23 protein-coding genes and 1 riboswitch are annotated in these 24,580 nt (G+C 74.9%); of the genes, 18 read left to right on the forward strand and 5 right to left on the reverse strand.

The annotated features are described in order from the left end of the window. Window positions 1–7 precede the first annotated feature (7 nt). The 9 genes from dhaL (at window position 8) to IE180_RS18205 (ending at window position 8,708) form a co-directional block, all read left to right on the forward strand. The gene (gene dhaL, locus IE180_RS18165) at window positions 8–625 is read left to right on the forward strand and encodes a dihydroxyacetone kinase subunit DhaL (protein ID WP_190157923.1); all 618 of its coding nucleotides are present in this window, start codon (window positions 8–10) and stop codon (window positions 623–625) included. Next, window positions 625–1,050: a PTS-dependent dihydroxyacetone kinase phosphotransferase subunit DhaM gene (locus IE180_RS18170; RefSeq protein ID WP_190157924.1), complete on the forward strand. Its 426-nt coding sequence runs from the start codon at window positions 625–627 to the stop codon at window positions 1,048–1,050. The genes dhaL and IE180_RS18170 overlap by 1 nt, the downstream gene beginning before the upstream one ends. 78 nt (window positions 1,051–1,128) lie before the next feature. Further along, window positions 1,129–1,334, forward strand: a riboswitch (cobalamin riboswitch). Between the two features lie 29 nt (window positions 1,335–1,363). After that, window positions 1,364–2,062, forward strand: a complete 699-nt coding sequence (locus IE180_RS18175; RefSeq protein ID WP_190157925.1) for an energy-coupling factor ABC transporter permease — start codon at window positions 1,364–1,366, stop codon at window positions 2,060–2,062. Then, a complete protein-coding gene (locus tag IE180_RS37515) occupies window positions 2,059–2,793 on the forward strand; it encodes an energy-coupling factor ABC transporter substrate-binding protein (RefSeq protein ID WP_373302794.1) in 735 nt (244 codons plus the stop codon). The genes IE180_RS18175 and IE180_RS37515 overlap by 4 nt, the downstream gene beginning before the upstream one ends. 5 nt (window positions 2,794–2,798) lie before the next feature. After that, a complete protein-coding gene (gene cbiQ / locus IE180_RS18185; protein WP_190157926.1) occupies window positions 2,799–3,548 on the forward strand; it encodes a cobalt ECF transporter T component CbiQ in 750 nt (249 codons plus the stop codon). Beyond that, entirely contained in the window at window positions 3,545–4,417 is an 873-nt protein-coding gene (locus IE180_RS18190; protein ID WP_190157927.1) for an ATP-binding cassette domain-containing protein, read from the forward strand. The genes cbiQ and IE180_RS18190 overlap by 4 nt, the downstream gene beginning before the upstream one ends. A gap of 127 nt (window positions 4,418–4,544) precedes the next feature. Next, entirely contained in the window at window positions 4,545–6,566 is a 2,022-nt protein-coding gene (locus tag IE180_RS18195) for an NADPH-dependent 2,4-dienoyl-CoA reductase (protein ID WP_190157928.1), read from the forward strand. A gap of 46 nt (window positions 6,567–6,612) precedes the next feature. After that, window positions 6,613–7,152, forward strand: coding sequence for a PadR family transcriptional regulator (locus tag IE180_RS18200; RefSeq protein ID WP_190157929.1), 540 nt, complete (start codon window positions 6,613–6,615; stop codon window positions 7,150–7,152). A 161-nt stretch (window positions 7,153–7,313) separates the two neighbouring features. Next, on the forward strand, window positions 7,314–8,708 hold the full coding sequence (locus tag IE180_RS18205) for an NAD(P)/FAD-dependent oxidoreductase (protein WP_190157930.1): 1,395 nt from the start codon (window positions 7,314–7,316) through the stop codon (window positions 8,706–8,708). A gap of 99 nt (window positions 8,709–8,807) precedes the next feature. On the opposite strand, the gene IE180_RS18210 is transcribed toward IE180_RS18205, so the two are convergent. Then, window positions 8,808–10,148 (reverse strand): DUF2252 domain-containing protein, encoded by a 1,341-nt coding sequence (locus IE180_RS18210; protein ID WP_190157931.1) that lies wholly within the window; start codon window positions 10,146–10,148, stop codon window positions 8,808–8,810. 183 nt (window positions 10,149–10,331) lie between these two features. Between IE180_RS18210 and IE180_RS18215 the strand changes: the two genes are divergently transcribed. Beyond that, the gene (locus IE180_RS18215) at window positions 10,332–11,087 is read left to right on the forward strand and encodes a GntR family transcriptional regulator (protein ID WP_190157932.1); all 756 of its coding nucleotides are present in this window, start codon (window positions 10,332–10,334) and stop codon (window positions 11,085–11,087) included. 82 nt (window positions 11,088–11,169) lie between these two features. Here the strand turns inward: IE180_RS18215 and IE180_RS18220 are convergent, their stop codons facing one another. Next, entirely contained in the window at window positions 11,170–12,699 is a 1,530-nt protein-coding gene (locus tag IE180_RS18220) for an amino acid permease (protein ID WP_190157933.1), read from the reverse strand. 62 nt (window positions 12,700–12,761) lie between these two features. Beyond that, complete coding sequence (locus IE180_RS18225) at window positions 12,762–13,736, reverse strand: hypothetical protein (protein WP_190157934.1); 975 nt, start codon at window positions 13,734–13,736, stop codon at window positions 12,762–12,764. A gap of 302 nt (window positions 13,737–14,038) precedes the next feature. On the opposite strand from IE180_RS18225, the gene IE180_RS18230 reads away from it, so the two are divergent. The 5 genes from IE180_RS18230 (at window position 14,039) to IE180_RS18250 (ending at window position 19,123) form a co-directional block, all read left to right on the forward strand. Beyond that, a complete protein-coding gene (locus tag IE180_RS18230) occupies window positions 14,039–15,580 on the forward strand; it encodes an FGGY family carbohydrate kinase (RefSeq protein WP_229860570.1) in 1,542 nt (513 codons plus the stop codon). After that, the gene (locus IE180_RS18235) at window positions 15,577–17,013 is read left to right on the forward strand and encodes an FAD-dependent oxidoreductase (protein ID WP_190157935.1); all 1,437 of its coding nucleotides are present in this window, start codon (window positions 15,577–15,579) and stop codon (window positions 17,011–17,013) included. The genes IE180_RS18230 and IE180_RS18235 overlap by 4 nt, the downstream gene beginning before the upstream one ends. A 66-nt stretch (window positions 17,014–17,079) precedes the next feature. Next, entirely contained in the window at window positions 17,080–18,285 is a 1,206-nt protein-coding gene (locus IE180_RS18240) for an FAD-dependent oxidoreductase (RefSeq protein WP_190157936.1), read from the forward strand. Between the two features lie 53 nt (window positions 18,286–18,338). Further along, entirely contained in the window at window positions 18,339–18,815 is a 477-nt protein-coding gene (locus IE180_RS18245; protein ID WP_190157937.1) for an NUDIX hydrolase, read from the forward strand. 62 nt (window positions 18,816–18,877) lie between these two features. After that, the gene (locus IE180_RS18250) at window positions 18,878–19,123 is read left to right on the forward strand and encodes a hypothetical protein (RefSeq protein ID WP_190157938.1); all 246 of its coding nucleotides are present in this window, start codon (window positions 18,878–18,880) and stop codon (window positions 19,121–19,123) included. Window positions 19,124–19,135: 12 nt separating this feature from the next. On the opposite strand, the gene IE180_RS18255 is transcribed toward IE180_RS18250, so the two are convergent. Next, entirely contained in the window at window positions 19,136–20,341 is a 1,206-nt protein-coding gene (locus tag IE180_RS18255) for a cytochrome P450 family protein (RefSeq protein WP_190157992.1), read from the reverse strand. Between the two features lie 289 nt (window positions 20,342–20,630). Then, a complete protein-coding gene (locus IE180_RS18260) occupies window positions 20,631–21,356 on the reverse strand; it encodes an SDR family NAD(P)-dependent oxidoreductase (protein ID WP_190157939.1) in 726 nt (241 codons plus the stop codon). Between the two features lie 106 nt (window positions 21,357–21,462). Between IE180_RS18260 and IE180_RS18265 the strand changes: the two genes are divergently transcribed. The 3 genes from IE180_RS18265 (at window position 21,463) to IE180_RS18275 (ending at window position 24,573) form a co-directional block, all read left to right on the forward strand. Further along, entirely contained in the window at window positions 21,463–22,320 is an 858-nt protein-coding gene (locus IE180_RS18265; RefSeq protein ID WP_190157940.1) for a LysR family transcriptional regulator, read from the forward strand. Between the two features lie 168 nt (window positions 22,321–22,488). Continuing rightward, complete coding sequence (locus tag IE180_RS18270; protein WP_190157941.1) at window positions 22,489–23,760, forward strand: D-alanyl-D-alanine carboxypeptidase family protein; 1,272 nt, start codon at window positions 22,489–22,491, stop codon at window positions 23,758–23,760. A gap of 156 nt (window positions 23,761–23,916) precedes the next feature. Then, window positions 23,917–24,573 (forward strand): DUF6058 family natural product biosynthesis protein, encoded by a 657-nt coding sequence (locus IE180_RS18275; protein ID WP_229860572.1) that lies wholly within the window; start codon window positions 23,917–23,919, stop codon window positions 24,571–24,573. Window positions 24,574–24,580: the final 7 nt, after the last annotated feature.

Here is a 24,580-nt window from a genome sequence, read left to right on the forward strand (position 1 = left end):
GAGCGGGATGGCGGAGACCGTGGACGCGGGGTTCCTGGTGCGCTGGCTGGTCGCGGTGGCCGAGGCCGTCGACCGGGAGGCGGACCGGCTCACCGAGCTGGATTCGGCCATCGGCGACGCCGATCACGGGGCCAATCTCAAGCGGGGGTTCGCCTCCGTGACGGAGACCCTGGCGAAGGAGCCGCCCGCGAGCCCGGGCGCGGTGCTCGTCACCGCCGGACGGCAGCTCGTCTCCACCGTCGGCGGCGCTTCGGGGCCGCTGTACGGGACGCTGCTGCGGCGCGCCGGGAAGAGTCTGGGCGAGGACGGGGAGGTCACCCGGGAGCGGTTGGCGGAGGCCCTCGACGCCGGTGTGGCCGCCGTGTCGCAGCTGGGCGGTGCCCGGCCGGGCGACAAGACGATGCTGGACGCGCTCGTGCCGGGCGTGGAAGGGCTGCGGAGTTCGTACGAGGCGGCCCGCGCCGCCGCCGAGGAGGGCGCCCTCGCGACCGTGCCCCTCCGGGCCCGCAAGGGCAGGGCCAGTTATCTCGGGGGGCGGTCGGTCGGGCACCAGGATCCGGGGGCGACGTCGTCGGCGCTGCTCCTCGCGGCCCTCGCCGACACCGCGCGGACGGAGGAGGCGTGATGAGCCCCGCGACCGGGGGCGCGGCGGCCCCCGTCGGCATCGTGCTCGTCTCGCACAGCGCGGCGGTCGCGGCGGCGGTCGCCGACCTGGCCCGTGGTCTCGCGGGCGGCGGTGACCTCGCGCCGGTCCTGCCCGCGGGCGGGACGCCGGACGGTGACCTCGGGACGAGTTCCGAGCTGATCCGCCGGGCCGCGAAGGCCGTGGACCGGGGGGCCGGGGTCGCGCTCCTCGTCGACCTGGGCAGCGCGGTCCTCACCGTGAAGGCGCTGCTCGCCGAGGGCGACGAACTGCCCGAGGGCTCCCGCCTGGTGGACGCGCCGTTCGTCGAGGGCGCGGTGGCCGCGCTGGTGACGGCGAGCGCCGGCGGGGATCTCGACGCGGTGGTGGCGGCGGCCTCGGAGGCGTACGCCTACCGCAAGGAGTGACCGGGGGGATCGAGTGCGCGGAGTGACGGGAGGGACGCGACGCGTGGTGGCCGTGTTGTGATCCAGCAGGTCAACCCACTAATGTCGCAGAGCCTTGGTGTACGGGAAACCGGTGCAGTACCGGTGCGGCCCTCGCCACTGTGATCGGGAGGTCCGGCTCCACCCCCGGGGGGAACACCCCGGGGAAGCCACTGGACCGTCGTGGGAGACCGCGGCGGTGTGGGAAGGCGGAGTCGGGCCGCATGACCGTCAGCCAGGAGACCGGCCAGGGTGCGTTGTCCATCCACGAGGTGCTGGAGAGGGTCTCCCGATCATGCATATAGCCGAGGGGTATCTGCCCCCTGCGCACGCCGCCGCCTGGGGCGTCGCGGCCGCTCCGTTCGTCGTCCACGGGGTGCGCGCGCTGACCCGCGAGGTGCGGTCGAACCCCGAATCCACTCTGCTGCTCGGCGCCTCCGGTGCCTTCACCTTCGTCCTGTCGGCACTCAAGTTGCCTTCGGTCACCGGCAGTTGTTCGCACCCGACCGGTACGGGGCTCGGCGCGATCCTGTTCCGGCCGCCGATCATGGCGGTCCTCGGGACGATCACCCTGCTCTTCCAGGCCCTGCTGCTCGCCCACGGCGGGCTGACCACGCTCGGCGCGAACGCCTTCTCCATGGCGATCGTCGGCCCCTGGGCGGGGTACGGGACGTACCGGCTGCTGCGGCGGTTCGGCGCGCCCCTGATGGTGGCCGTCTTCTTCGGCGCGTTCGTCGCCGACCTGTCCACGTACTGCGTCACCAGCGTGCAGCTGGCCCTGGCGTTCCCCGACCCCGGCAGTGGCGTGCCCGGCGCGCTGGCCAAGTTCGGCGGGATCTTCGCCGTGACCCAGATTCCGCTGGCGGTGAGCGAGGGCCTGCTCACGGTGCTCGTGATGCGGCTGCTCACCCAGTCCAGCAAGGGCGAGCTGACGCGCCTCGGCGTCCTCGACCGGCCGCGGGCGGAGCGGCCCGAGGAGGTGGCCGCGCGATGAGCCGGAACGCGAAGGTCAACACCCTGCTGCTGCTCGTCGTCGCCGCGCTCGCGGTCCTGCCGCTCGCGCTGGGCCTCGGCGACCACAAGGAGCAGCCGTTCGCCGGGTCGGACGGGGAGGCGGAGACCGCGATCACGGAGCTCCGGCCGGACTACGAGCCGTGGTTCAGCCCGCTGTACGAGCCGCCGTCCGGCGAGATCGAGTCGGCGCTCTTCGCCCTCCAGGCGGCGATCGGCGCCGGGGTCCTGGCGTACTACTTCGGCCTGCGGCGCGGCCGCCGGCAGGGCGCGGCCCGCGCCGAGGCCGAGGCGGCGGGGACGAAGGGCGCGGCGGAGGAGGGCGACCCCGTCGGGGGCGGTGGTTCCGACGGGGCGCGGGGCGGGCCTGGCGCCGACGCCGCGAGCGGTGGGGCGGCCTCCGTCGACGCGAGCGGTCGAGCGGCCTCCACCGGTCCGAGTGCCGGGGGCGGCGCGGGTGCCGGGGCGGGGACGGGTGCCGGCGGAGCCGGGGCCGCCGGCGGCGGCGCCCGGGCGGATTCCGGCGCTCCGAGCGGCGGCGCCGGATCCGTCGTCCCGGGTCCCGGCGCCCCGGGCGCCGGCTCGGCTCCCCGTGGCACCGGTGCCCGCGCCGCCGACCTCGGCGCCCCGGGTCCCGGGGCCGGGGCCGGTGGCGGTGGGGCGGAGGCCCCCTCCGGTGACGGCTCCGTGCCGTTCGACGGCACGGGCGCGTAGCACCGATGCTGCCGATCGACGCGGCGGCGCACAGCAGTCGCTGGCGCCGCCGCCATCCCGTGGAGAAGGCCGCCCTCGGCTTCGGCCTGACGCTGTGCGCCGTGTCCCTGCCGCCGTGGCCGGGCGCCGTGCTCGTGGCGGCGGCCACGCTCGCGGTGCTGCTCGGTCCGGCCGGCGTGCCGGGTCGTCAGCTGTGGCGGGCGTTCCGCATCCCGCTCGGTTTCTGTGTCACGGGCGCCGTTCCGCTGCTCTTCGAGGTGGGCGGTGCGCGCGGGCCCGTGGCCCTCGCGCCCGGCGGTCCCGCGCACGCGGGCGAGCTGCTCCTCCGGACCGCCTCGGCCTCGCTGGGGGTGCTGCTCTTCGCCTTCACGACGCCGGTGTCCGACGTGCTGCCCCGGCTCGTCCGGGCGGGCGTCCCGGCGCCCGTGGTGGACGTGGCGCTCGTGATGTACCGGATCATCTTCCTGCTGCTCGACTCGCTGGCGAAGATCCGGCAGGCCCAGGCGGCCCGGCTCGGACACACCTCCCGGGCCGCGACCTGGCGTTCGCTGGCGGGCCTCGGCGCGACGACGTTCGTGCGGGCCTTCGACCGGGCGCAGCGCCTGCAGTCGGGGCTCGCCGGGCGCGGTTACGACGGGACGCTGCGGGTCCTGGTGCCGTCCTGCGCGGTCTCCCGGCGGTTCCTCACGGCGACGGGCGTGCTCCTCGCGGGGCTCGTCGCCCTCACCCTCGTACTGGAAAGGTTCCTTCCGTGACGTCTCCGACGCCGACGAAGCCCGTCGTGGAGCTGGTGAAGGCGGGTTTCGCCTACGAGGACGGGCCCGCCGTCCTGTCGGGCGTGGACTTCTCGGTGGCGGAAGGGCGCGCGATCGCGCTCCTCGGCCGCAACGGCAGCGGCAAGACGACGCTGCTGCGGCTCCTCAGCGGGGGGCTGCGGTGCGGGAGCGGGTCGCTGCTCCTGGACGGGGCCGAGGTGGCGTACGACCGGAAGGGGCTGACCCGGCTGCGGACCACCGTGCAGCTGGTCGTGCAGGATCCTGACGACCAGCTGTTCGCGGCCTCGGTCGGCCAGGACGTGTCGTTCGGTCCGACGAACCTGGGGCTGCCGGAGGAGGAGGTGCGGCTCCGGGTGCGGGAGGCCCTGGAGGCGCTGGACATCGTGGCCCTGGAGGACAGGCCGACGCACCTGCTGTCGTACGGGCAGCGGAAGCGGGCCGCGATCGCGGGCGCCGTGGCGATGCGGCCCCGGGTGCTGATCATGGACGAGCCGACGGCCGGGCTCGACCCGCACGGGCAGGAGCGGCTGCTCGACGCCCTCGCCCGGCTGCGGGAGACGGGGACGACGGTGGTGATGGCGACCCACGACGTGGACCTGGCGCTGCGCTGGGCCGACGAGGCCGCGGTGCTCTCCCCCGCCGGCCTGCGCACCGGTCCGGTCGCCGGGCTCCTCGCGGACGACGACCTGCTGGCCGCGGCGCGGCTGCGCCGGCCGTGGGGCACGTCGGTGGCCCGTCTCCTGCGGGCGCACGGTCTGCTGGGCGCGGGCGGGGCGGAGCCCCGGACGCCGGAGGACCTGGACGCGTGGCTCGCGGCCGGGGCGGCCGGGCCCCGCGGCTCCTCCTGAGGGCCTGCCCGGACCTTTGCTACCGAGTAGTAGACATCACTCCCGGATTCTTCTGCAACTAGTTGCAGAAGACGCGCGGGGTCGCCTAGAACTGAGGTCGACGACCCCTGCGCGAGGAGGCGCCCCCATGACCCCGACCCCGTACCCGCACCTGCTGAGCCCGCTCGACCTCGGGTTCACCACCCTGCCCAACCGGGTGATCATGGGGTCGATGCACGTCGGCCTGGAGGAGACCGAGCACGGCTTCGAGCGCATGGCCGCCTTCTACGCCGAGCGCGCCCGCGGCGGCGTGGGGCTCATCGTCACCGGCGGCATCGCCCCCAACGAGGCCGGCCGCCCCTGGGACGGCGGGGCCAAGCTGACCACGGCCGAGGAGGTCGCCGAGCACCGGCTGATCACCGACGCCGTGCACGCCGAGGGCGGCCGGATCGCGATGCAGATCCTGCACTTCGGCCGCTACGCCTACCACCCCGGTCTCGTCGGCCCCAGCCCGATCAAGGCGCCCATCAGCCCCTTCGTACCGAACGAGCTGACCGACGCCGAGGTCGAGCAGACCGTCGAGGACTACGCGCGCTGCGCCGAACTGGCCAAGGAGGCCGGATACGACGGCGTCGAGGTGATGGGCTCCGAGGGCTACCTCATCAACGAGTTCATCGCCTCCGCCACCAACCGGCGCACCGACCGCTGGGGCGGCTCGTACGAGAACCGGGTCCGCTTCCCGCTGGAGATCGTCCGCCGGATCCGCGAGCGCGTCGGCGAGGACTTCATCCTCGTCTACCGCCTCTCCATGCTGGACCTCGTCCCCGGCGGCTCCACCCTCGACGAGGTGATCTCCCTCGCCAAGGAGATCGAGGCCGCCGGCGCCACCCTCATCAACACCGGCATCGGCTGGCACGAGGCGCGCATCCCCACCATCGCCACCTCCGTGCCGCGCGGCGCCTACACCTGGGTGACGAAGAAGCTGATGGGCGCGGTCTCCGTGCCGCTCGTCACCTCCAACCGCATCAACACCCCCGAGGTCGCCGAGGAGATCCTCGCCGACGGCCGCGCCGACCTGGTATCGCTGGCCCGTCCCTTCCTCGCCGACCCCGCCTTCGTCGCCAAGGCGACGGCCGGCCGCGCCGACACCATCAACACCTGCATCGGCTGCAACCAGGCCTGCCTGGACCACACCTTCAACCTGAAGATCACCTCCTGCCTGGTCAACCCGCGCGCCTGCCACGAGACCGAGCTGGTCCTCTCCCCCACCCGCCTCGCCAAGCGCGTCGCCGTCGTCGGCGCGGGCCCGGCCGGACTCTCCTGCGCGGTGTCGGCGGCCGAGCGCGGCCACTCCGTCACCCTCTTCGACGGTGCCGCCGAGATCGGCGGCCAGCTCAACATCGCCAAGCGGGTGCCGGGCAAGGAGGAGTTCGACGAGACGCTGCGCTACTTCCGCGTGCAGCTCGCCGAGCACGGCATCGACGTCCGCCTGAACACGTACGTGTCCGCCGCCGACCTGGAGGAGTACGACGAGGTCGTCGTCGCCACCGGCGTCACCCCCCGCACGCCGGGGATCGCGGGCGAGGACCACCCGAGCGTCCTCAGCTACCTCGACGTGCTGCGGGACGGCGCCCCCGTCGGGGACCGGGTCGCGATCATCGGCGCGGGCGGCATCGGCTTCGACGTCGCCGAGTTCCTCACGGACGGCGGCGAGGGCGCGAGCCAGGACCCCGAGACGTACTTCCGCCAGTGGGGCGTCGACACCTCCTACGAGAACCGGGGCGGACTGCGCGCGCCCGAGCGGAACGCGCCGCCGCGCCAGGTGCACCTGCTCCAGCGCAAGACCACCAAGGTCGGCGCGGGCCTCGGCAAGACGACCGGCTGGATCCACCGCACCGAGCTCAAGCACCGCGGGGTCACCATGGTGGCGGGCGTGTCGTACGAGCGGATCGACGACGCCGGCCTGCACGTCACGATCGACGGCGAGCCGCAGCTGCTCCCCGTCGACACGGTCGTGCTCTGCGCCGGGCAGGAGCCGCGCCGCGACCTGTACGAGGAGCTGGTCGCCGCGGGCCGCCCGGCGCACCTCATCGGCGGCGCGGACGTCGCCGCCGAGCTGGACGCGAAGCGGGCCATCGACCAGGGCACCCGGCTCGCCGCCGCCCTGTGACGGCCGCTCCGTGATCACCGTGGCCGGCCGAACCTAGGATGCGAGCATGTCCCTCCCGCACGCGATCCTCACCGCGCTGCTCGAAAAGCCGTCCTCCGGCCTCGAACTGACGCGCCGCTTCGACAAGTCGATCGGCTACTTCTGGTCGGCCACGCACCAGCAGATCTACCGCGAGCTCGGAAAGCTGGAGCGGGCGGGGCACATCCGCGCCCTGCCCGCCCCGGTGCCCGCGCGGGGACAGAAGAAGGAGTACGAGGTGCTGCCCGCGGGCCGGGCGGAGCTGAGCGACTGGGTCGCGAGGTCCGAGGACCCGAAGCCGCTCCGGTCCGCGCTGCTGCTGCGGATGCGGGCCGCGGCGATGGTCGGGACGGCGGGGCTGCGGGCCGAACTCTCGCGCCACCTGGCCCTGCACCGGGCCCAGCTGGACGAGTACCTCGCGATCGAGGCGCGGGACTTCCCGGCGGAACGCCGCCGCACCGAACCGGACCGGCTGCAGCACCTCGTCCTGCGGGGCGGGGTCGAGCTGGAGCGGTTCTGGGTGGAATGGCTGACGAGCGCCCTGACGGAACTGGGCCCGGAGCGGTAGCCCGCACCCGGCGGGCCTGCGCGCCGCCCCCGCACGCGTGAGCTCGCGCCCCCGGGGGGGGGCGTCCACCCCGTCGAGTGCCTGTGGCTCGACGCACGCGACGGCGCACGCACCGACGTGGATACTGGGCAGTCGTAGGTCCACGACACGAAGGGGCGAGTATGGCCGACGACTTGGAGCGCCGCGCGACACGTCACGCGGTGGTCATCGGGGGAAGTCTCGCTGGACTGCTTGCCGCTCGGGTACTCGCCGAGCACGCCGAGAAGGTGACGGTCGTCGAGCGCGACCGCTACCCGGAGGGGCCCGAGGCCCGGCCGGGCGTCCCGCAGGGCCGGCACCTGCACGTGCTCATCGCGGGCGGCCAGGAGGCGTACGACGAACTGCTCCCGGGATTCATGGAGGAGCTGCGGGAGCTCGGCGCGCCCAAGGTGGGCGTGCCCGAGGACATGGTGCAGTGGCAGAACGGCAGGTGGATGCAGCGGTGGCCCGCCACCGTCCACTTCTACTCGGGCTCGCGCCCGCAGCTCGAATGGCTGGTGCGACAGCGGGTGCTCGCCGACCCCCGGATCGAACTGGTCGAGGGCCACGAGACGGTGGGCCTGGTCGGCGACTCCTCGCGGGTCCGCGGAGTCCGGCTGCGGGAGCGCGGCGCGGGCGCCGGGAAGGAGAACCGCGTCCTGGAGGCCGATCTGGTCGTCGACGCCTCCGGCAGGTCGACGAAGGCGGCGGACTGGCTGGCCGCGATCGGTGCCGAGGCACCGCACGAGGAGACCATCGACACCGGCCTCGCCTACAGCACCCGGGTCTACCGCGCCCCGGAGGGGGCACTGGACAGCGACGCCACGGGCTACTTCATCGTGCCCAACCCCGAGCAGGAGTACGGGGCCGTCGTGCTGCCCGTCGGCGACGGGACGCACCTCGTGACCCTCTCGGGGCTCCGGGGCAGCGAACCGCCCACGGAGGAGGGGGCGTTCGAGGAGTACGCGAAGCGGATGCCGCACCCGCTGATCAGCGAGTGGCTGGCGCGGGCGGAGCCGGTGTCCCCGGTGTACGGCTTCCGCAGGACCGCCAACGTCCGCCGTCGGTACGACCGTCCGGGCCGCCGCCCGGCCGGTTTCCTCGCCACCGGCGACGCGCTCTGCGCCTTCAACCCGGTCTACGGACAGGGCATGGCGGTGGCGGCGATCTCCGCCGTCGCCCTGCGCCGGGCCCTCGCCGACCCGAAGCGCACTCCGACGACCCGGCGGGTGCAGCGCGCGGTCCTCGACGCCTCCCGGCAGGCGTGGGACGTCTCGACGGGCGCCGACAAGAAGATGCCCGGTGCCGTCGGCGGCGCGGACGTCCCCAGCGTGCTGGACAAGGCGGTCGGCTGGTACATGGGCCGGCTGCAGGAGCGGGCGGCGGGCGACCCGGTCGTCGGCGCGGCCTTCCGCAAGGCGATCACCCTCACCCACCCGATGACGGTCCTGTTCGCCCCCGCCGTGGCCCGGGCGGTGCTCTTCGGCCCGATCCACGAGACGCCGGCCGAACCGCCGCTGCGCCGTACGGAGGGCTGACGGCACGAGGGGCGGCGGTGGACCCCCGTCGCCCCTCGTGCCGGCTCACGTGCGGCCGGGGTGGGGGTCCCACCGCCCGTGGCCTCCGCCCGGAGCAGTTCAGGCGCCCGGGGCCGCCGTCACCATGCCCGCGGCGATGGCCGCGCCGAGTGCCGCGTAGTCGTCGGCGTTCTGCCTGGCGTAGGAGAGCGCGAAGTCGGCCACGGCGCGGTCGAAGACGTCCGAGCTCCCGAGGTAGGCGGCGATGGCGACGCGGTCGCCCGAGCGGGCGTGGGCGCGGGCCAGGGCCCGGCCGCAGAGCCGCGCGTAGTCCCGCAGGGCGGCCGGGGACATGGTCTCCACCTCGGCGGAGCCCTTCATGTCGCGCAGCTGCCGCCAGTAGAAGTGGCGTTGCTCGGGCCCGGTAATCCAGCCGAGGAAGATGTCGCTCGCCGCCTGGGTCAGCCGCTGGCCGCAGACGACGCGGCGGCCCTGGTGGGGGTAGGCGGTCGGGGCCAGGTACGGCTCCAGGACGGAGCGGCCGGCCTCCTTGATCTGGAGCATGAGCGGGTCGGTGTCGTCGCGTCCTTCGAGGAGGAGGACGAAGCAGCGGGTGCCGACGCTGCCGACTCCGACGACCTTGCGGGCCGCGTCGAGGAAGCGGTAGCGGTCGAGGAGGACGCGGCGCTCCTCGGCGAGGGAGCTGCGGTAGTCGCTGAAGATCTTGCCGAGGGTGACCCGGTCGACGTCCGTGACGCGTTCGAGGAGCGGCGGGTCGTTCATGAGGCGCCGGTTCCCGGCCTCGTCGGTCTCGGTGAGCTTGGCGAGGGCCTGGAGGCTGGTGCGGCGGCGGGCCCGTTCGAGGCGGCGGGCGACGCGGGGCCGCTGGTCGCCGTGGACGAGCGGCAGCAGGTCGTCGGCCGCGATCCGCTCGTACCAGACGGCGAGTTCTCCGAGTCCGGCGAGGCGGCGCATGGACGTGCGGTACGACTCGACGGCGACGAGCGCGGCGCGGTGGGCCTTGGGCTTGGCGCTGCCGTTCTGGAGGGCGGCGACGGTGATGCTGGCGGCGAGCCTCTTGACGTCCCACTCGAAGGGGCCGGGGAGGGTCTCGTCGAAGTCGTTCACGTCGAAGAGGAGCGTCCGTTCGGGTGAGGCGTAGACCCCGAAGTTGAGCAGGTGGGCGTCGCCGCACAGCTGGACGGTGAGCCCGGTGTGGCGGTCGGCGCCGAGGTCGGCGGCCATGACGGCGGCGGCGCCGCGCAGGAAGGCGAAGGGGGAGGCCGCCATCCTGCCGTAGCGGAGGGGGACGAGGTCGGGGAGCCGGTCCAGGGACTGGCGCTCCAGGACGTCGAGCGGGTGGGGGCGCTGTGAGCTGGGTATCCAGCGGCCGTGGGAGGTGCGGGGGACGCGCTTGCGGGCCGCCCTGCCCCGAGCGGCGCGCTCCGACGGTGTCGTCATCCGGCCTCACCCGCCTTCTTCCGCCGCCACGTGACCGGCCTGTCACCTGGAACCTCATTACAAGGCGCCTCGCTCGTTTCGGCCACTCTGCCGGACCGGTCTGGATAAATGGTTTAGACCAATGATAGGAATTGATCACCCAGGCGCACCCTGTCGTCACGCTGAGCAAAGAGAGGGTTGATCATGGTCGAGCCCGATTCCGAGGCGGCGGAAACGCCGCTCTACCTCCGGGTCGCCGCCGCCCTGCGCGAGGACCTCGCCCAGCGGCGCATCTCCCCCGGCAGCCGGCTCCCGTCGGAACGAACGCTGTCCCAGCGCCACCACGTCAACCGGCAGACCGTCCGCAGCGCGCTTCGACTCCTCAGGGAGGAAAGGCTCGTGGTCACCGACCGGCGCGGCACCTTCGCCGCCGTCGAGGGGACCGGGCCCGAGCCGGCCCACCCCGTCCTCGCGGCCCGCCGGCCGACGTTCCCCGGCGGACCGCGGGCGGCCGAGGCGCTCGTCCGGGCCTCCCTCGCCTGGGAGCCGCCGCCCGCCGCCCTGGCCTCACGGCTCCTGCTCACCCCGGGAGAGCCGACCCTCGTCCACCGGCACACGGTCCTCGGACCGCACGGGGCGACGCTCCAGCGGGCGGTGTCGTGGTTCTCCCGGCCGGCCCTCGCCGAGATCCCGCAGCTCTCCCGGTACCGCCGGGGCAGGGACTGCCTCCGCCAGCCCGACCTGCGGCTCCTCTATCACTGGATGCACCAGGCGGGACTGCGGATCATCCACCGCGAGTCGGTCGGCGTCCCTCCCGGTCCGGCCACGACCACGGCCGGCGGCGCCGCGCGGCTGCTCGTCCACCGGGTCGTCAGCGACCAGCACGGCCACGCCCTGGAGATCACGGACATCGACGTCTCGGCCCGGTCGGCCGCCTGGACCTACGAGTTCAGCGCCTGACCCCGACCCGTCCGGTCCGCGGTACGCGGACGGGGGCGTGCCCGATCGGATCGGGCACGCCCCCGGGGGCCGGGCTCCGTCGTCAGACGATGCCCTCGGCGATCTCGGCCTCCTCGCGGGCGGTGCCGTACGCGGTCGGCGTGCCGTACGAGCGGCGGGCGACGTACCACCAGACGCTGGCCAGGAGCAGGACGACGACGAGCGCGATCGCGGCGTAGTTCATGGTGTCGACGTTCACCGGGGACTTCTGCGGCAGGCAGAAGAGGACGGTCACGAACGCCACCCAGACGACGGCGATCCAGCCGATGGGCCTGCTCCAGCGGCCCAGGCTCCACGGGCCGGGGACGAAGCGGTCTCCGGCGCGCAGCCGCAGGTAGATGGGGATGGCGTACGCGGGGGTGATGCCGATGACGTTGATCGCGGTGACGGCGCCGTAGGCCGTGGCCGAGTACAGCGAGGGGACGGCGAGCAGCGCGGCCACGACGACCGCGAGCCAGACGGCGGGGACGGGCGTCTGGGTGCTGCCGCTGACCTTGCGCCAGAGCGCGGAGCCGGGAAGGGCGTTGTCGCGGCTGAAGGCGAAGACCATGCGGCTGGCGGCGGCCACCTCGGCGTTGCCGCAGAAGAGCTGGGCGACGATCACGACGAGCAGCAGGGCGGCGGCGCCGCCGGAGCCGAGCGCGTCCAGGAAGATCTGGGCGGGCGGGACGCCGGTGGCGCTGTTCTGGGTGGCCGCGTAGTCCTGGATCGCGAAGGTGAGTCCGGCGAGGAGCGCGAAGCCGGCGAGCCAGGAGACCCAGATGGCCCGGACGATGCCCTTGGCGGCGGTGACGGAGGCGTTGGAGGTCTCCTCGGACAGGTGGGCCGAGGCGTCGTACCCCGAGAAGGTGTACTGGGCGAGGAGCAGGCCGATCGCGGCGACGTAGAACGGGTTGGCCCAACCGGTGTCGTCGACGAACTCGGTGAAGACGAACTCCACGGACTGGTGCCGGTCGGGGACGAAGGCGAGCGCGCCGACGATGACCGCGACGCCGATCAGGTGCCACCAGACGCTGACCGAGTTGAGGACGCTGACGAGGCGGACGCCGAAGAGGTTGAGTCCGGCGTGGAGCAGCAGGATGGCGAGGAAGATGAGGAAGGTGGAGCCCGGGGTGGGCACGAAGCCCCACTGGAGGTTGAGGAAGGCCCCGGTGAAGAGGGCGGCGCCGTAGTCGATGCCGGCGATGGCGCCGAGCAGACCGAGCAGGTTCAGCCAGCCGGTGTACCAGCCCCAGCGGCGTCCGCCGAGCCGGTCGGCCATGTAGTAGAGGGCACCGGAGGTGGGGTAGGCGCTGGTGACCTCGGCGAGGGCGAGGCCCACGCACAGGACGAAGAGACCGACGCCGACCCAGCCCCACAGCATGACGGAGGGGCCGCCGGTGCCCAGGCCGAAGCCGTAGAGGGTCATGCAGCCGGAGAGGACGGAGATGACGGAGAAGCTGATCGCGAAGTTGCCGAAGCCGTCCATGCGGCGGGCGAGGACGGGCTGGTAGCCGAGCTCTCTGAGTCTCGCCTCCTCGTCCTGGGCCGGCGGTGGCTTGCGTATCGCGTCGACGGGGGCGGTGCGGGACATGGGACCTCCGGGGGACGGGGGGAGCGGGGGCGGGGGGTGGAAGCGAGGGGCGCGGGGGCGCGTCAGCCGCCGAGACAGCGGGCGCGGGCGCGCAGGAAGACCTCCTCGGCGCGGGCCCGGTCGTCCGGGTGAGCGGTGCGATACGCCCACGGGAGGGTCGTGTAGTACGGACCGAGGGCCTCGAAGACCCGGGCCGCGTCGGCGAAGCGGAGGGCGCCGAAGAGGGCGTGCGCCAGGTGGTTGAGGTCGAGCAGCGAGGCCTCGTCGGTGGCGCAGAAGAGGAACCAGGTGTCGAGGGCGCGCTGGGCGTCGCGGACGGCGTCCTCGGCCACCCAGTGGAGGTCGAGGGCGCGCTCGTGACCGCGCTCGCGCCGGTAGCGCTCGACGCGGACGTAGAGCGGGAGGGCGTGCAGGGCGGAGCCGACGGGAGCCGAATTGGCGGCCCAGTAGCAGTAGTTGACCGCCTCGGAGAGGGGGCCGGACTGTCGGGAGTAGACGAACTGCAGCATGCGGTGGTGGGCCTCGCGGTTGTGCGGGTCCCGCTTCTCCACCTCGGCGAGCAGGCCCCAGGGGCCGGGCGGCAGCATGGGCGCCGGCGGGGTGAGCCGGTGCTCGGCCATGCGCTGGCGGCCGTCGAGGACGGCGAGGGCGATCAGGCCGATCCAGGGCACCGGGTCGGCGGGCGCCCGGTCGGAGGCTTCGCGGCAGGCGGTCAGGGCCTCCTGCCAGAGTTCCCGGGTCCGGGTGTGGCCGGCCCGGTGGGCGCGGACGGCGCGCTCGACGGCGACCCGGCTGTGCATCACGGCGGCGGCGAGGCTCTCGGGCTGCTCGGCGCGCCAGATGGGGACGACGTCGCTGCCCGCGGCGACGGCGGCGAGGACCTGGGTGCGCCGGGTCCAGGCCTCCCAGTCGGAGGTCTCGTCGAGGAGACGGGCCATGGACACCCAGCGGCCGGTGCGCAGGTCCTGGACGGCGTTGCGCAGGGCGTGGTCATGGCCGGCGGGGTGGTAGACGGGTCGGAATCCGTGTCCGGCCATCAGGGGGTGGGGAGTGGTGTGGGTGACATGGGTCCTCGGTGGATGGAGGGGGTGGTCAGTCCCCCGGCGGGCGTCCCGGCCGTTGATCGGCGATCACTATAGAGGGCTCTGGACGCGACCGGTCCACTTTCTTTTGCGACAGTAATTATTGAGCCAACGACTGAATTTGACTTTCTGTCAGGTATTCCGAGGGACCTGACGTGCTCGGCCGCCGACCCTTGACGAAGGGCTCCGGCGACGGCACTCTGACCCCTTTCGGTGACCGGACGATCACCGAGCGGTTCGAGCGAGGGAGCAGCGGGATGACGGGCGGAGCGGTACTCGCCGTCGACCAGGGCACGTCGGGCACGAAGGCCCTCGTCCTCTGCCCCGAACGCGGTGTCGTCGGCACCGGGACGGCACCCGTCCGGCCCCGCCACCTCCCCGGCGGCCTGGTCGAGGTCGACCCCCGTGAGCTGTACGACTCCGTGGTCACCGCCGGCCGGGCGGCGCTCGCCGAGGCGGACGTGCCGGTCGTCGCCGTGGGCCTCGCCAACCAGGGCGAGACCGTGCTCGCCTGGGACCCCGCCACCGGGGAACCGCTCACCGACGCCCTCGTCTGGCAGGACCGCAGGGCCGCCGCGATCTGCGCCGGTCTCGACGACCGCGCCGAGGAACTGCGCCACCTCACCGGCCTTCCGGTCGACCCCTATTTCGCCGCGCCCAAGATGGCCTGGATCCGCCGCCACGCCACCGGCTCCGGAGTGGTCACCACCAGCGACGCCTGGCTCGTCCACCGGCTCACGGGCGCGTTCGTCACGGACGCTGCGACCGCCGGACGGACCGGCCTCCTCGACCTCGACACGGTCGCCTGGTCGGAGACCGCCCTCGACCTCTACGGACTCGGCGGCGAGGCCCTCCCCCTGGTCGTGGACTGCGACGCCCCGGTCGGCACCACGACCGCCTTCGGCCCCGCGCTGCCGCTCACCGGCCTCCTGGTGGACCAGCAGGCGGCGCTGCTCGCCCAGAGCGCGGACGACCCCGCCGCCGCCAAGTGCACCTACGGCACCGGCGCCTTCCTCCTCGCGCGGACCGGCCCCGAACCCCGGCGCACCGCCTCCGGCCTGGTGTCCTGCGTGGCCTGGCGGCTCGGCGGACGCGTCACCCACTGCCTCGACGGACAGGTGTACACGGTCGCCTCGGCCGTGCGCTGGCTCACCGACCTGGGCGTGATCTCCGGCGCCGGGGAGCTCGACGCGGTCGGCGGCGGCGTCCCGGACACGGGCGGCGTCACCTTCGTCCCGGCGTTCGCGGGGCTCGCCGCGCCCTGGTGGCGGGGGGACGTGCGCGGCTCGCTCAGCGGCCTCGGCCTGGACACCGGGCCGGGCCATCTGGTGCGCGCCCTGTGCGAGGGCATCGCCGCCCAGGTCGTGGAACTCGCCGCGGCCGCCGCCTCGGACCGGGGCGCACCGCTGACCTCGCTGCGCGCCGACGGCGGTCTGACCCGGTCGGCGCTGCTCATGCAGACCCAGGCCGATCTCCTGCAACTCCCCGTCGAGGTCTCCTCGTTGCCCGACGCCACGGCACTCGGGGTCGGCGCGGTCGCCCGGCTCGGACACCAGCCGGGGCTCACGCTCCGCGAGGCCGTGCCGGAGTGGAAGCCCTCGGCCGTGTACGAACCCCGGATCTCGGGCGACGAGGCGGCGGCGCGCCTCGCGCGCTTCCGCGCGGAGGTGTCGGCCCTGGTGGGGCGGGCGGCGGGCGCGGGCGACGGCTCCGGCGGCACGCCCGGTACGGACGGCGCCGGTGCCGGCGCCCACGACGCGGCCGGCGCGGGCGGTGGCGTCGGCGGCGGGGCCGCATGAGCGTGACGCGGACCGGGCCGCTGCCCGCCGGCGAGGCCGCGGAGTACGACGTCGTGGTCGTCGGCGCGGGCGTCGTCGGTTCCGCGATCGCCCGGGCCCTGGCCCGCCATCCGCTGCGGATCGCCCTCGTGGAGGCCGCGGACGACGTCGGCGACGGCACCTCGAAGGCCAACACCGCCATTCTGCACACCGGTTTCGACGCGGTGCCCGGCACTCTGGAGGCCCGGCTGGTGCGCGAGGGGCACCGACTGCTCGGCGCGTACGCGCGGGAGGCGGGCATCCCGGTCGAGCCGCTCGGGGCGCTGCTCGTCGCCTGGGACGAGCAGCAGCGGGCGGCGCTCCCCCGGCTCGCGGAGAAGGCGGAGCGCAACGGCCACCGCACCACCCGGCTGCTCGCCGCCGAGGAACTCGCGGCGCGCGAGCCCCACCTGGGCCGCGGCGCCCTGGGCGCCCTCGAAGTGCCGGGCGAGGCCGTGATCTGCCCGTGGACGACCACCCTCGCGTACGCCACGCAGGCCGTCCGCTCCGGGGTGGACCTGCATCTGAACTGCCGGGTGGAGAAGGTGCGTCCGGGCGGCCCGTACCACCGGCTCGTCACCCGGCGCGGGGTGCTGCGGACCCGTCTCCTGGTGAACGCCTGCGGCCTCCACGCCGACGCGTTCGACGCGCTGGTCGGCCGGGAGGACTTCACCGTCACCCCGCGCCGGGGCCAGCTGCTCGTCTTCGACAAGTTCGCCCGCGACCTGGTCCGGCACATCCTGCTGCCGGTGCCCGGGCCGCTCGGCAAGGGCGTGCTCGTCTCGCCGACGGTGTACGGGAACGTCATGCTCGGACCCACCGCCGAGGACCTGGACGACAAGACCGCCACGGGCACGACGGCGGAGGGGCTCGCCGGGCTGCGCGAGCAGGGCGGCCGGATCCTCCCCGCGCTCCTCGACGAGGAGGTCACCGCCGTCTACGCGGGGCTGCGGGCCGCCACCGGGCAGGAGGACTACCGGATCGCCGCCCACCCCGGGCTGCGGTACGTGACGGTGGGGGGGATCCGTTCCACCGGGCTCACCGCCTCCCTGGCCATCGCCGAGCACGTGCTCGGCCTCCTCGCGGACTGCGGCCTCGATCCGGGGCCGGCCCGCCCGCTCGCCCCGGTCCGGATGCCGAACCTCGGCGAGGCCTTCCCCCGCCCGTACCGGGACGCCGGACTCATCGCGCGCGACCCGGAGTTCGGGACGATCGTCTGCCACTGCGAGCGCGTCACCCGGGGCGAGATCCGGGCCGCGCTCGCCTCGACGATCCCGCCCGGCGGCCTCGACGGACTGCGCCGGAGGACCCGCGCCCGGGGCGGCCGCTGCCAGGGCCACCACTGCGGCGCGGAGGTGCGGGCGCTGTTCGGTGAGGCGGCGCGGGAAGAGGACGGGAAGAGGGCGGCGCGGTGAGCCGGGCGGTGCGGTACGGGGAGGGAACACGGTGAGCCGGGCGGTGCGGTACGGGGAGGGGGCGTCGTGACCCGTACGGTCGACGTCCTCGTCGTGGGCGCGGGGCCCGCCGGGCTCGCCGCCGCCGCGCGGCTCGCGGCGGCGGGCGCGGGCCGCGTCGAGGTCCTGGAGCGGGAGGCCGCGGCCGGCGGGGTGCCGCGCCACTGCTCCCGGCCGGGGTTCGGCGCGGACGCCCGGGGGCGCGCCCTGGACGGCCCGGCGTACGCGCGGCGCGCGGTGCGGGAGGCCCTGCGGGCGGGGGCGACGATCCGTACCGGCGTCTCGGCCACCGGCTGGGCCGGGCCCCTCACCCTGGACGTCACCGCCCCCACCGGCCTCGAACGCGTCCGGGCGGATGCGGTGGTCCTCGCCACCGGGGCCCGCGAACGGCCCCGCAGCGCCCGGCTCGTCCCGGGCACGCGGCCCGCGGGGGTGCTGACCACCGGCGAACTCCAGCGGACGGTGCTGCGCTTCGGGCCGCGACGGGAGCGCATCGGGCGCAGGGCCGTGGTCGTCGGCGGCGACCCGGTGGCCCGGGGCGCGGCGCGCACCCTGCGCGCGGCCGGAGTGGACGTGGTGGCCGTCGTCACCGGACTCCCCTCCCCCGCCGTCGCGTTCGCCGGAGCGCCGGTCCTCGTCGGCGCGGTCGTGACGGAGCTCCTCGGACGCGGTCGGCTGACGGGGGTCGCGGTGCGGGGCGGGGACGGCCGGACCACGGTGCTGCGGTGCGACACGGTGGTCTTCACCGGGGACTGGATCCCGGACCACGAGCTCGCCCGCGCCCGCGGGCTGCCGCTCGCGCCCGGCACCCGGGGCCCCGTGACGGACCGGGACTTCCGCACCGCCGAGCCCGGCGTCTTCGCCGTCGGCAACCTCCTGCGCGGGGTGGAGCCGGCGCTCGTGGCCGCCGCCGAGGGGCGCGCGGCGGCCGGGGCGGTGCTCGAACGGCTCGGCGGCCGCCCCTGGCCCGCCCCCGGAGTGCCCGTGACGGCGGCGGGCCCGCTGCGCTGGGTGACGCCCGGTCTGCTGGGCCCGGAGGCCGCCCCCCTGCTGGTACGGCCGGAGCGGCGGCTCTCGCGTCCGGTCCTGACCGTCGCCCAGGACGGCGTCCCGCTGCGGCGGGAGCGGCTGGGCGGAACGCTCGTCCCGTGGCGTTCGGTGCGGCTCGGGCCCCGGTGGACGAGCGGCGTGGACCTCGCGGGCGGCCCGGTGGCGGTGGACGCGGAGGAGTAGGGACGGCGCCGCGGGGGCTGCGGCGGGCGGGCCCTTCGGCCACACTGGAGCGCATGCCGGACAAGCGCAGCGCGGGTCTCCTGGTCTTCCGCCGTACGGCGGCCGGGGGCGTGGAGGTCCTCATCGGTCACATGGGCGGGCCCTTCTGGTCGTCCCGCGAGGAGTCGGCCTGGTCGATCCCCAAGGGGGAGTACGAGCCCGACGAGACGCCCGAGGCCGCGGCGCGCCGCGAGTTCCAGGAGGAGCTGGGCCTCCCGGCACCCGACGGCGCGTGGTTCGCCCTCGGCGAGGCCCGCCAGCGGAACGGGAAGCTCGTCACCATGTGGGCCGTCGAGGGCGACCTCGACCCGGCCGAGGTGGTGCCGGGGACCTTCGTCATGGAGTGGCCGCCCCGGTCGGGCGTCCGGGAGGCGTTCCCGGAGATCGACCGGGTGGGCTGGTTCACTCCGGAGGCTGCCGCTCCGCTGCTCGTCTCCGGGCAGCGGGTGTTCCTGGAGCGGCTGACGGCCCACCTCGACGGACGGGCCTGAGCCCGATTGTCAGACCCGTGCGAGAGGGTGGTGAGCGCCGAACTGTCGAGAGGGAGCCCGACATGACCACGATCACCGCCAGCGAGCGCGCGGCCGCCCAGGCGTACCTGCGGCTGCTCGAATCCACTCAGGCCGTGCTGACCGACCCGCAGCTCGCCCCGTACGCGGGAGCGATGCTCACCCACCCGATGGCGGAGGCCGACGAGGCGCTCCGCGCCGCCGGTCTCGCCGGGAACGAGGACCGGTTGCTGCGCCTCGTCTCCTCCCTGCGGGCCTCCCCCGCGAACGCCTGGGGGCGGACCGGCTGAGGGCGGGGGCGGTCAGGCGCCCGGGCGGACGGGGAGGGCCCGGACGCTGTTGCCGACGAAGCCGGAGTGGCGGGTCAGCTCGGCCTCCGGGACCGCGAGGTCCAGGTCGGGGAAGCGGGTGAAGAGCGCCTCCAGGGCGATCGCCGCCTCCATCCGGGCGAGCGGGGCGCCCAGGCAGTAGTGGGGGCCGTGGCCGAGCGAGAGGTGCTTCACCGCCCCGGCGCGGGTGATGTCGAAGCGGTCGGCGTCCGGGCCGTGCGCCTTCGTGTCGCGGCCCGCCGCCGAGTACCCGGCGAGGACGGGGGTGCCCCGCGGGATGAGGGTGCCGTCCACGGTGAGGTCACGGGTGGGGTAGCGGAACGGGAAGTAGCTGACCGGGCTGTCCCAGCGGAGGGTCTCCTCCACCACGTCGGCCCAGCCGGCGCGGCCGTCGAGGACGAGGGAGAGCTGCTCGCGGTGGGCGCAGAGCGCGCGGACCGCGTTGGTGACGAGGTTCAGGGTGGTCTCGTGGCCCGCGATGATCATCAGGAGCAGCGTGCCGATGAGTTCGTGCTGGCCGAGCCGGTCGCCGCCCTCGTCCCGGGCGGCGATGAGGGCGCTGGTGAGGTCGTCGCCGGGCGCGGCGGCCTTGTCGGCGGCGATGGAGCCCAGGAGTTCGACGAGCTCGCGGTTGGCGGCGACGGCCCGCGCGGGCTCGGTGTCGGTGGCGACGACCAGGCTGGAGAGGTGGTGCAGCCGGTCCTGGTGGGCCGGGTCGACGCCGAGGAGTTCGCAGATGACGCCGAGCGGCAGGGGCAGCGCGTAGTGGCGGCGCAGATCGGCGACGCCGCCGTCCGCGCGGGCGGCCTCCGCGAGCCCGTCGAGGAGGCCGGCGGTGACGGTCTCGACGCGCGGGCGGAGCTCCTCGACCCGGCGGGCGGTGAAGGCGCTGCTGACGAGGGTGCGCAGCCGGCGGTGGTCGGCTCCGTCCGCGGTGGTCATGCCGGGCACGGTGGCGAAGGTCCGCAGCGGCCAGCCGTCGGGTATGCGGCCCTCGGCGAGGGCGGTGAAGTGCTGGGGGCCCTTGGCGACGTCGGGGTGGGAGAGGAAGTCGCGCAGCGCGTCGTGGCCGAGCACCGCCATGCCCTCGATCTCGCCGGGCAGCACCACGGGGGCCACGGCGCCCTCGGCGAGCAGCCGGGCGTTCGCCGCGTGCGGGCAGCCGCCGGCCGGGTCCATGCGGTACGGCGGGGCGGGGTGCGGGGTGTTCAAGGAAGGGACTCCTGACTGCGGGGCCGTCTCGGCAGGTGGGCGGTCAGATCCTACGGTCAACCCCGGTCTTTTCGTACGGAGTTGCCCGACGGGAACCGTACTCCGGCCGACGTTCGGGACGCGTCACGGCGGCGCTGCCCGTCGGCGCCGGCGCGGGCTTGTTCGCGGACCCCGGGTCGTCCGGCAGGCCGGCCGCGGCACACCGGGCCGGGTCGTCCGCCCGGGAACGCGGAACGTACGGCTCGCGGTCCACGCATCACCAGGGCACTGTTCCGCCGTCGTCGAAGAACCCGCCGGTCGGTCCGTCGTCGGGCAGGGTCGCGAGGTGGATCGCGATCGCCGCGCCCTGGTGGGGGGTGCGGACGCCCCGGAAGCCGTTGAGGCCGGTGGCGGTGAAGCCGGGACAGCCGGAGTTGATCAGGATGCCGGTGTCGCCCAGTTCCCTGGCGTATTGGACGGTGACGGCGTTGAGGAAGGTCTTGGACGCCAGGTACGCGGCGGGGACCGGGCCCATGTCGATGCCGGGCGTGGTCTGCAGGACGAGCGAGCCGACGCTGCTGGACATGTTGACGATCCGCGGCGATGCCGAGGCGCGCAGCAGGGGCAGCATCGCGTTGGTGACGCGGATGACCCCGATCACGTTGGTCTCCACGACGCCCCGTACGGTCGCGGGATCGACCGCGGTGGGCGTCTGCGGCATGCCGCCGGTGATCGCGGCGTTGTTGACCAGGACGTCGAGCCCTCCGGCGCGGTCGGCGATCAGTTCGGCCGCGGCGGCCGCACTCGCGTCGTCCGTCACGTCGAGCGGAACGCCGAACGCGTCGGCCCCGGCCGCGCGCAGCTTCTCCACCGCGGTGTCGCGGCGCTGTCGGTCCCGCGCGCCCACGCCGATTCGCCAGCCGAGGGCGCCCAGGCCCGCCGCGATCTCGTACCCGATTCCTCTGTTCGCGCCGGTCACCAGCGCGATCGTCTGTTCGCTCATGCCACCGAGCGTGGCGCGGACCCGGACCGGACGTCCAAGACCGACCGGGTGGGCGTCGATACCGCACGGATATCGGTCGTGGTGAGCGGGCGGATACGATGACGCGGTGGAGACGCGGGAGTTGCGGTACTTCGTCGCCGTCGCGGAGGAGCTGCACTTCGGGCGGGCGGCGCGGCGGCTCGCCATGGCCCAACCACCGCTGTCGCGGGCGATCCAGCGGCTCGAGCGGCGGCTCGGGGTGGTTCTGCTCGACCGCACCGCTCGCGCAGTCGCCTTGACCGAGGCCGGGTCGGTGCTTCTGCGGGAGGCCCGGGCCGCACTCGACGCGGTCGAAGCCGCCGAACGCCGCACCCGCCGCGCAGCTGCCGCACCGTCCGGCGTGGTGCTGGCCACGAAAGCCGGAGCGGCCGGCGAACTGTTGGCGAAGCTGCTGGAGGCCTACGCCGCCGAGCCCGGCGCGGTCGCCGTCGAGGTGGTGCTGTGCGGGCCCGGCGAGCAGGAGGGGCTGCTGCGCGACGGGCGCGCCGACGTCGCCCTGCTCCAGCGGCCCTTCGACACGACGGCCGGACTCGACACCGAGGACCTGTACACCGAACGGCAGGTCGTGGTCCTGCCCGCGGGGCACCCCTTGGCCGGCCGACCCCATGTGTCGATGGCCGAGGTCACCACGCTGACGGGCCTGCCCCTGCCGCGCTGGCCCCGGCGGGGCGGGGCGCCTCCGGACGGCCCCGGCCCGCAGGTGCGCGACCACACCCAGTTGTTCCAGCTGATCGCGCTCGGACGGGCCTGCGCGGTCGTGCCCGAGTCCCTCCGCGTCCACCTGCGCGACGATCACGCGACGGTGCCGGTACCGGACGCGCCGGCCGTCACGACCGTCATCGCCTGGCCACCGCACAGCAGGTCCAAAGCCGTCGCCGACCTCGTCCGCACCGCGACACGCCTCCGGGGCGCGTCCGGAAAGTAGCGCCGTCCGCCCGGAGGGCGGGGCTCGCGGCGTCCGGCGCGTGCGCGGGCCCCGGCCGCCGGGGTGCCACCCGGGCGGAGGCACGACGCGCCGCCGTACGCCCCACCCGCTACGCCGGTCGGCGCACTCCGATCTGCGCGCTCCGCACCTCCTTCCTACGGTGACTGAATGATCGTCACGTCAGCTGTCCGTCATGCCGCCGCCGGTTCCGCGGCGCTGCTGTTCGTGCTGCCCGTTCCGGCGGCCGCCGCCTCCCCCGCCACCCCCGTCACGTCCTTCGTCGGGGAGCCCACGCCGCCCGCGCGCCAGTACGTCGACCCGGTGCGCCTCGACCGGCAGGGCACGCAGGTGCAGCGGCTGCCGGGAGCCCCTTCCCTGCCGTCGGTCTCCGCGCTGTCGTGGGTCGTGGCGGACGCCTCCTCGGGCGAGGTGCTCGCCGCGCGGAACGCGCACCGGAAGCTGCCTCCGGCCAGTACCCTCAAGGCGCTGTTCGCGCTCACCGCCCTCCCCCACCACGCGCCGTCCGAGCGGCACACCGTGGCCGATGCCGAGCTGACCGGGATCGGGTCCGGAAGCAGCCTGGTCGGGGTGAAGGAGGGGTACACGTACAAGGTCTCGGACCTGTGGAACGGCGTCTTCCTCAGCTCGGGGAACGACGCCGTGCACGTGTTGGCGGCGATGAACGGCGGCTGGGAGTCGATGACCCGGCAGATGCAGGAGAAGGCCCGCTCCCTGGGCGCCCAGGACACCCACGTGGTCTCCCCCGACGGGTACGACGCCCCCGGGCAGGTGTCCTCCGCGTACGACCTGGCGGTGTTCGGCCGGGCCGGGCTCCAGGACCCGGAGTTCGCCCGGTACTGCTCGACGGCGTACGCGGACTTCCCGGCCGGCTCCTGGTCGTACGGCATCGCCAACACCAACCGGCTCCTGACGGGCGCGGACGGGGTGGGCCGCTACCCCGGACTCCTCGGGATCAAGAACGGCTACACGAGCAACGCGGGCAACACCCTGATCTCGGCGGCCCGGCGCGGTGACCGGACGCTCGTGGTGTCGGTGATGAACCCCCAGGAGGGCGGCGGCTTCGCCGTGTACGAGGAGGCCCGGTCGCTGCTCGACTGGGGCTTCGGGGCCGCGGGCCGGGTGCGGCCGGTGGGCTCGCTCGCGCCGGTGCGGGCGAAGGCAGCGGTCGATCCGGGCGCGCGGGCCGTGTCGGTGGCCCGGGAGGGACGCGGCGCGAAGACGGCGGACCGGGAGGGGCGGGGCGCGGCGGCGGCGCCCCGGCCCGGGGCCGAGACGGCGGCCGCGCCCGCGAGGAGGACCCTGGAGGCGGGGTCCTCGGGCCCGTCGGCCGGCCTTCCGCTGACCCTGGTGGGCTCGGCCTGCGCCGCCGCGCTCGCCCTGTGGGGGTGGCGGCGCAGGGCGGCGGCCCGGCGGGCCTGACGCCCGCCCCGTGGACCGCCGGTCGTGCGGCGCCGCTGGAGACACCGGGCCCGGGTCGTGCCGGCGACGGTTCGGTGGGCGCCGCACGGTCCGGCTCCTAACCTGCGGGAAGACCGCCCGGGGCCGGCCCGGGCGGCTTTTCCGAGGAGCGACGCGATGACGGACCGGGCACTGACGGACCGGGCGGCGGCGGAGGACCGGGCGGCGGAAGAGGCGGTGCCGTCCGTGCGGATCGCCGAGCGGTTCCGCGAGCTGAACGGCGACCATCCGATGACCGCCGCCGACGACGCGTACGTCACCGCCCAGTTCGTCCCGCTGGACGCGTTGTGCGCCGCACTCGGCCGGGACCCCGACGAGGTCCGGTCGCTGATGCTCGCGGGACTGCTGCCGCTGCCCGGCTACCTGCGGTCGGACGGCGCCGAGATGGTGCCGCGCGATCTGTTCGCGCTCGCCGACGCGGCGGGCGGCGTCGACCGCCTGCGCGCGTGGTTCACCGGGCACTGGGAGGACCCGGACCGGGGCGAGGAGGAGTGGGCGGCGTATCTGAGCGGCCGGTACGTCTGCCTGCACGCGGTCACTCCGGCGAACATCCACCGGAAGGACGAGCTGACGGCGGAGATCACCGCGCGCCTCGCGGAGGCCGGGGACGACCCCTCGCCGGAGTGGCGCGCCGCCCTCCACGCATGCGTGGACGAGCTGGACGCCCTGGAGCCCGCGTTCACGGCGTACGACCGGCTGCGGTTCGGCGGACCGGTCTCGCGGGACGCCTGTGTGGAGGTCCCCAGGGCGCTCTTTCCCCTCGCGTCCCGCTGAGCGGCGA

It is taken from the genome of Streptomyces litmocidini, from assembly GCF_014649755.1.
Classification (GTDB): Bacteria; Actinomycetota; Actinomycetes; order Streptomycetales; family Streptomycetaceae; genus Streptomyces; species Streptomyces litmocidini.

Coding starts and splice junctions, on each gene's coding strand:
- IE180_RS18235 (WP_190157935.1), top strand. CDS start 15,577: ATGAGCGTGACGCGGACCGGGCCGCTGCCCGCCGGCGAGGCCGCGGAG.
- IE180_RS37515 (WP_373302794.1), top strand. CDS start 2,059: ATGAGCCGGAACGCGAAGGTCAACACCCTGCTGCTGCTCGTCGTCGCC.
- IE180_RS18245 (WP_190157937.1), top strand. CDS start 18,339: ATGCCGGACAAGCGCAGCGCGGGTCTCCTGGTCTTCCGCCGTACGGCG.
- IE180_RS18170 (WP_190157924.1), top strand. CDS start 625: ATGAGCCCCGCGACCGGGGGCGCGGCGGCCCCCGTCGGCATCGTGCTC.
- IE180_RS18250 (WP_190157938.1), top strand. CDS start 18,878: ATGACCACGATCACCGCCAGCGAGCGCGCGGCCGCCCAGGCGTACCTG.
- dhaL (WP_190157923.1), top strand. CDS start 8: ATGGCGGAGACCGTGGACGCGGGGTTCCTGGTGCGCTGGCTGGTCGCG.
- IE180_RS18255 (WP_190157992.1), bottom strand. CDS start 20,341: ATGGACCCGGCCGGCGGCTGCCCGCACGCGGCGAACGCCCGGCTGCTC.
- IE180_RS18230 (WP_229860570.1), top strand. CDS start 14,039: ATGACGGGCGGAGCGGTACTCGCCGTCGACCAGGGCACGTCGGGCACG.
- IE180_RS18275 (WP_229860572.1), top strand. CDS start 23,917: ATGACGGACCGGGCACTGACGGACCGGGCGGCGGCGGAGGACCGGGCG.
- IE180_RS18195 (WP_190157928.1), top strand. CDS start 4,545: ATGACCCCGACCCCGTACCCGCACCTGCTGAGCCCGCTCGACCTCGGG.
- IE180_RS18270 (WP_190157941.1), top strand. CDS start 22,489: ATGATCGTCACGTCAGCTGTCCGTCATGCCGCCGCCGGTTCCGCGGCG.
- cbiQ (WP_190157926.1), top strand. CDS start 2,799: ATGCTGCCGATCGACGCGGCGGCGCACAGCAGTCGCTGGCGCCGCCGC.
- IE180_RS18215 (WP_190157932.1), top strand. CDS start 10,332: ATGGTCGAGCCCGATTCCGAGGCGGCGGAAACGCCGCTCTACCTCCGG.
- IE180_RS18200 (WP_190157929.1), top strand. CDS start 6,613: ATGTCCCTCCCGCACGCGATCCTCACCGCGCTGCTCGAAAAGCCGTCC.
- IE180_RS18210 (WP_190157931.1), bottom strand. CDS start 10,148: ATGACGACACCGTCGGAGCGCGCCGCTCGGGGCAGGGCGGCCCGCAAG.
- IE180_RS18220 (WP_190157933.1), bottom strand. CDS start 12,699: ATGTCCCGCACCGCCCCCGTCGACGCGATACGCAAGCCACCGCCGGCC.
- IE180_RS18260 (WP_190157939.1), bottom strand. CDS start 21,356: ATGAGCGAACAGACGATCGCGCTGGTGACCGGCGCGAACAGAGGAATC.
- IE180_RS18175 (WP_190157925.1), top strand. CDS start 1,364: ATGCATATAGCCGAGGGGTATCTGCCCCCTGCGCACGCCGCCGCCTGG.
- IE180_RS18205 (WP_190157930.1), top strand. CDS start 7,314: ATGGCCGACGACTTGGAGCGCCGCGCGACACGTCACGCGGTGGTCATC.
- IE180_RS18225 (WP_190157934.1), bottom strand. CDS start 13,736: ATGGCCGGACACGGATTCCGACCCGTCTACCACCCCGCCGGCCATGAC.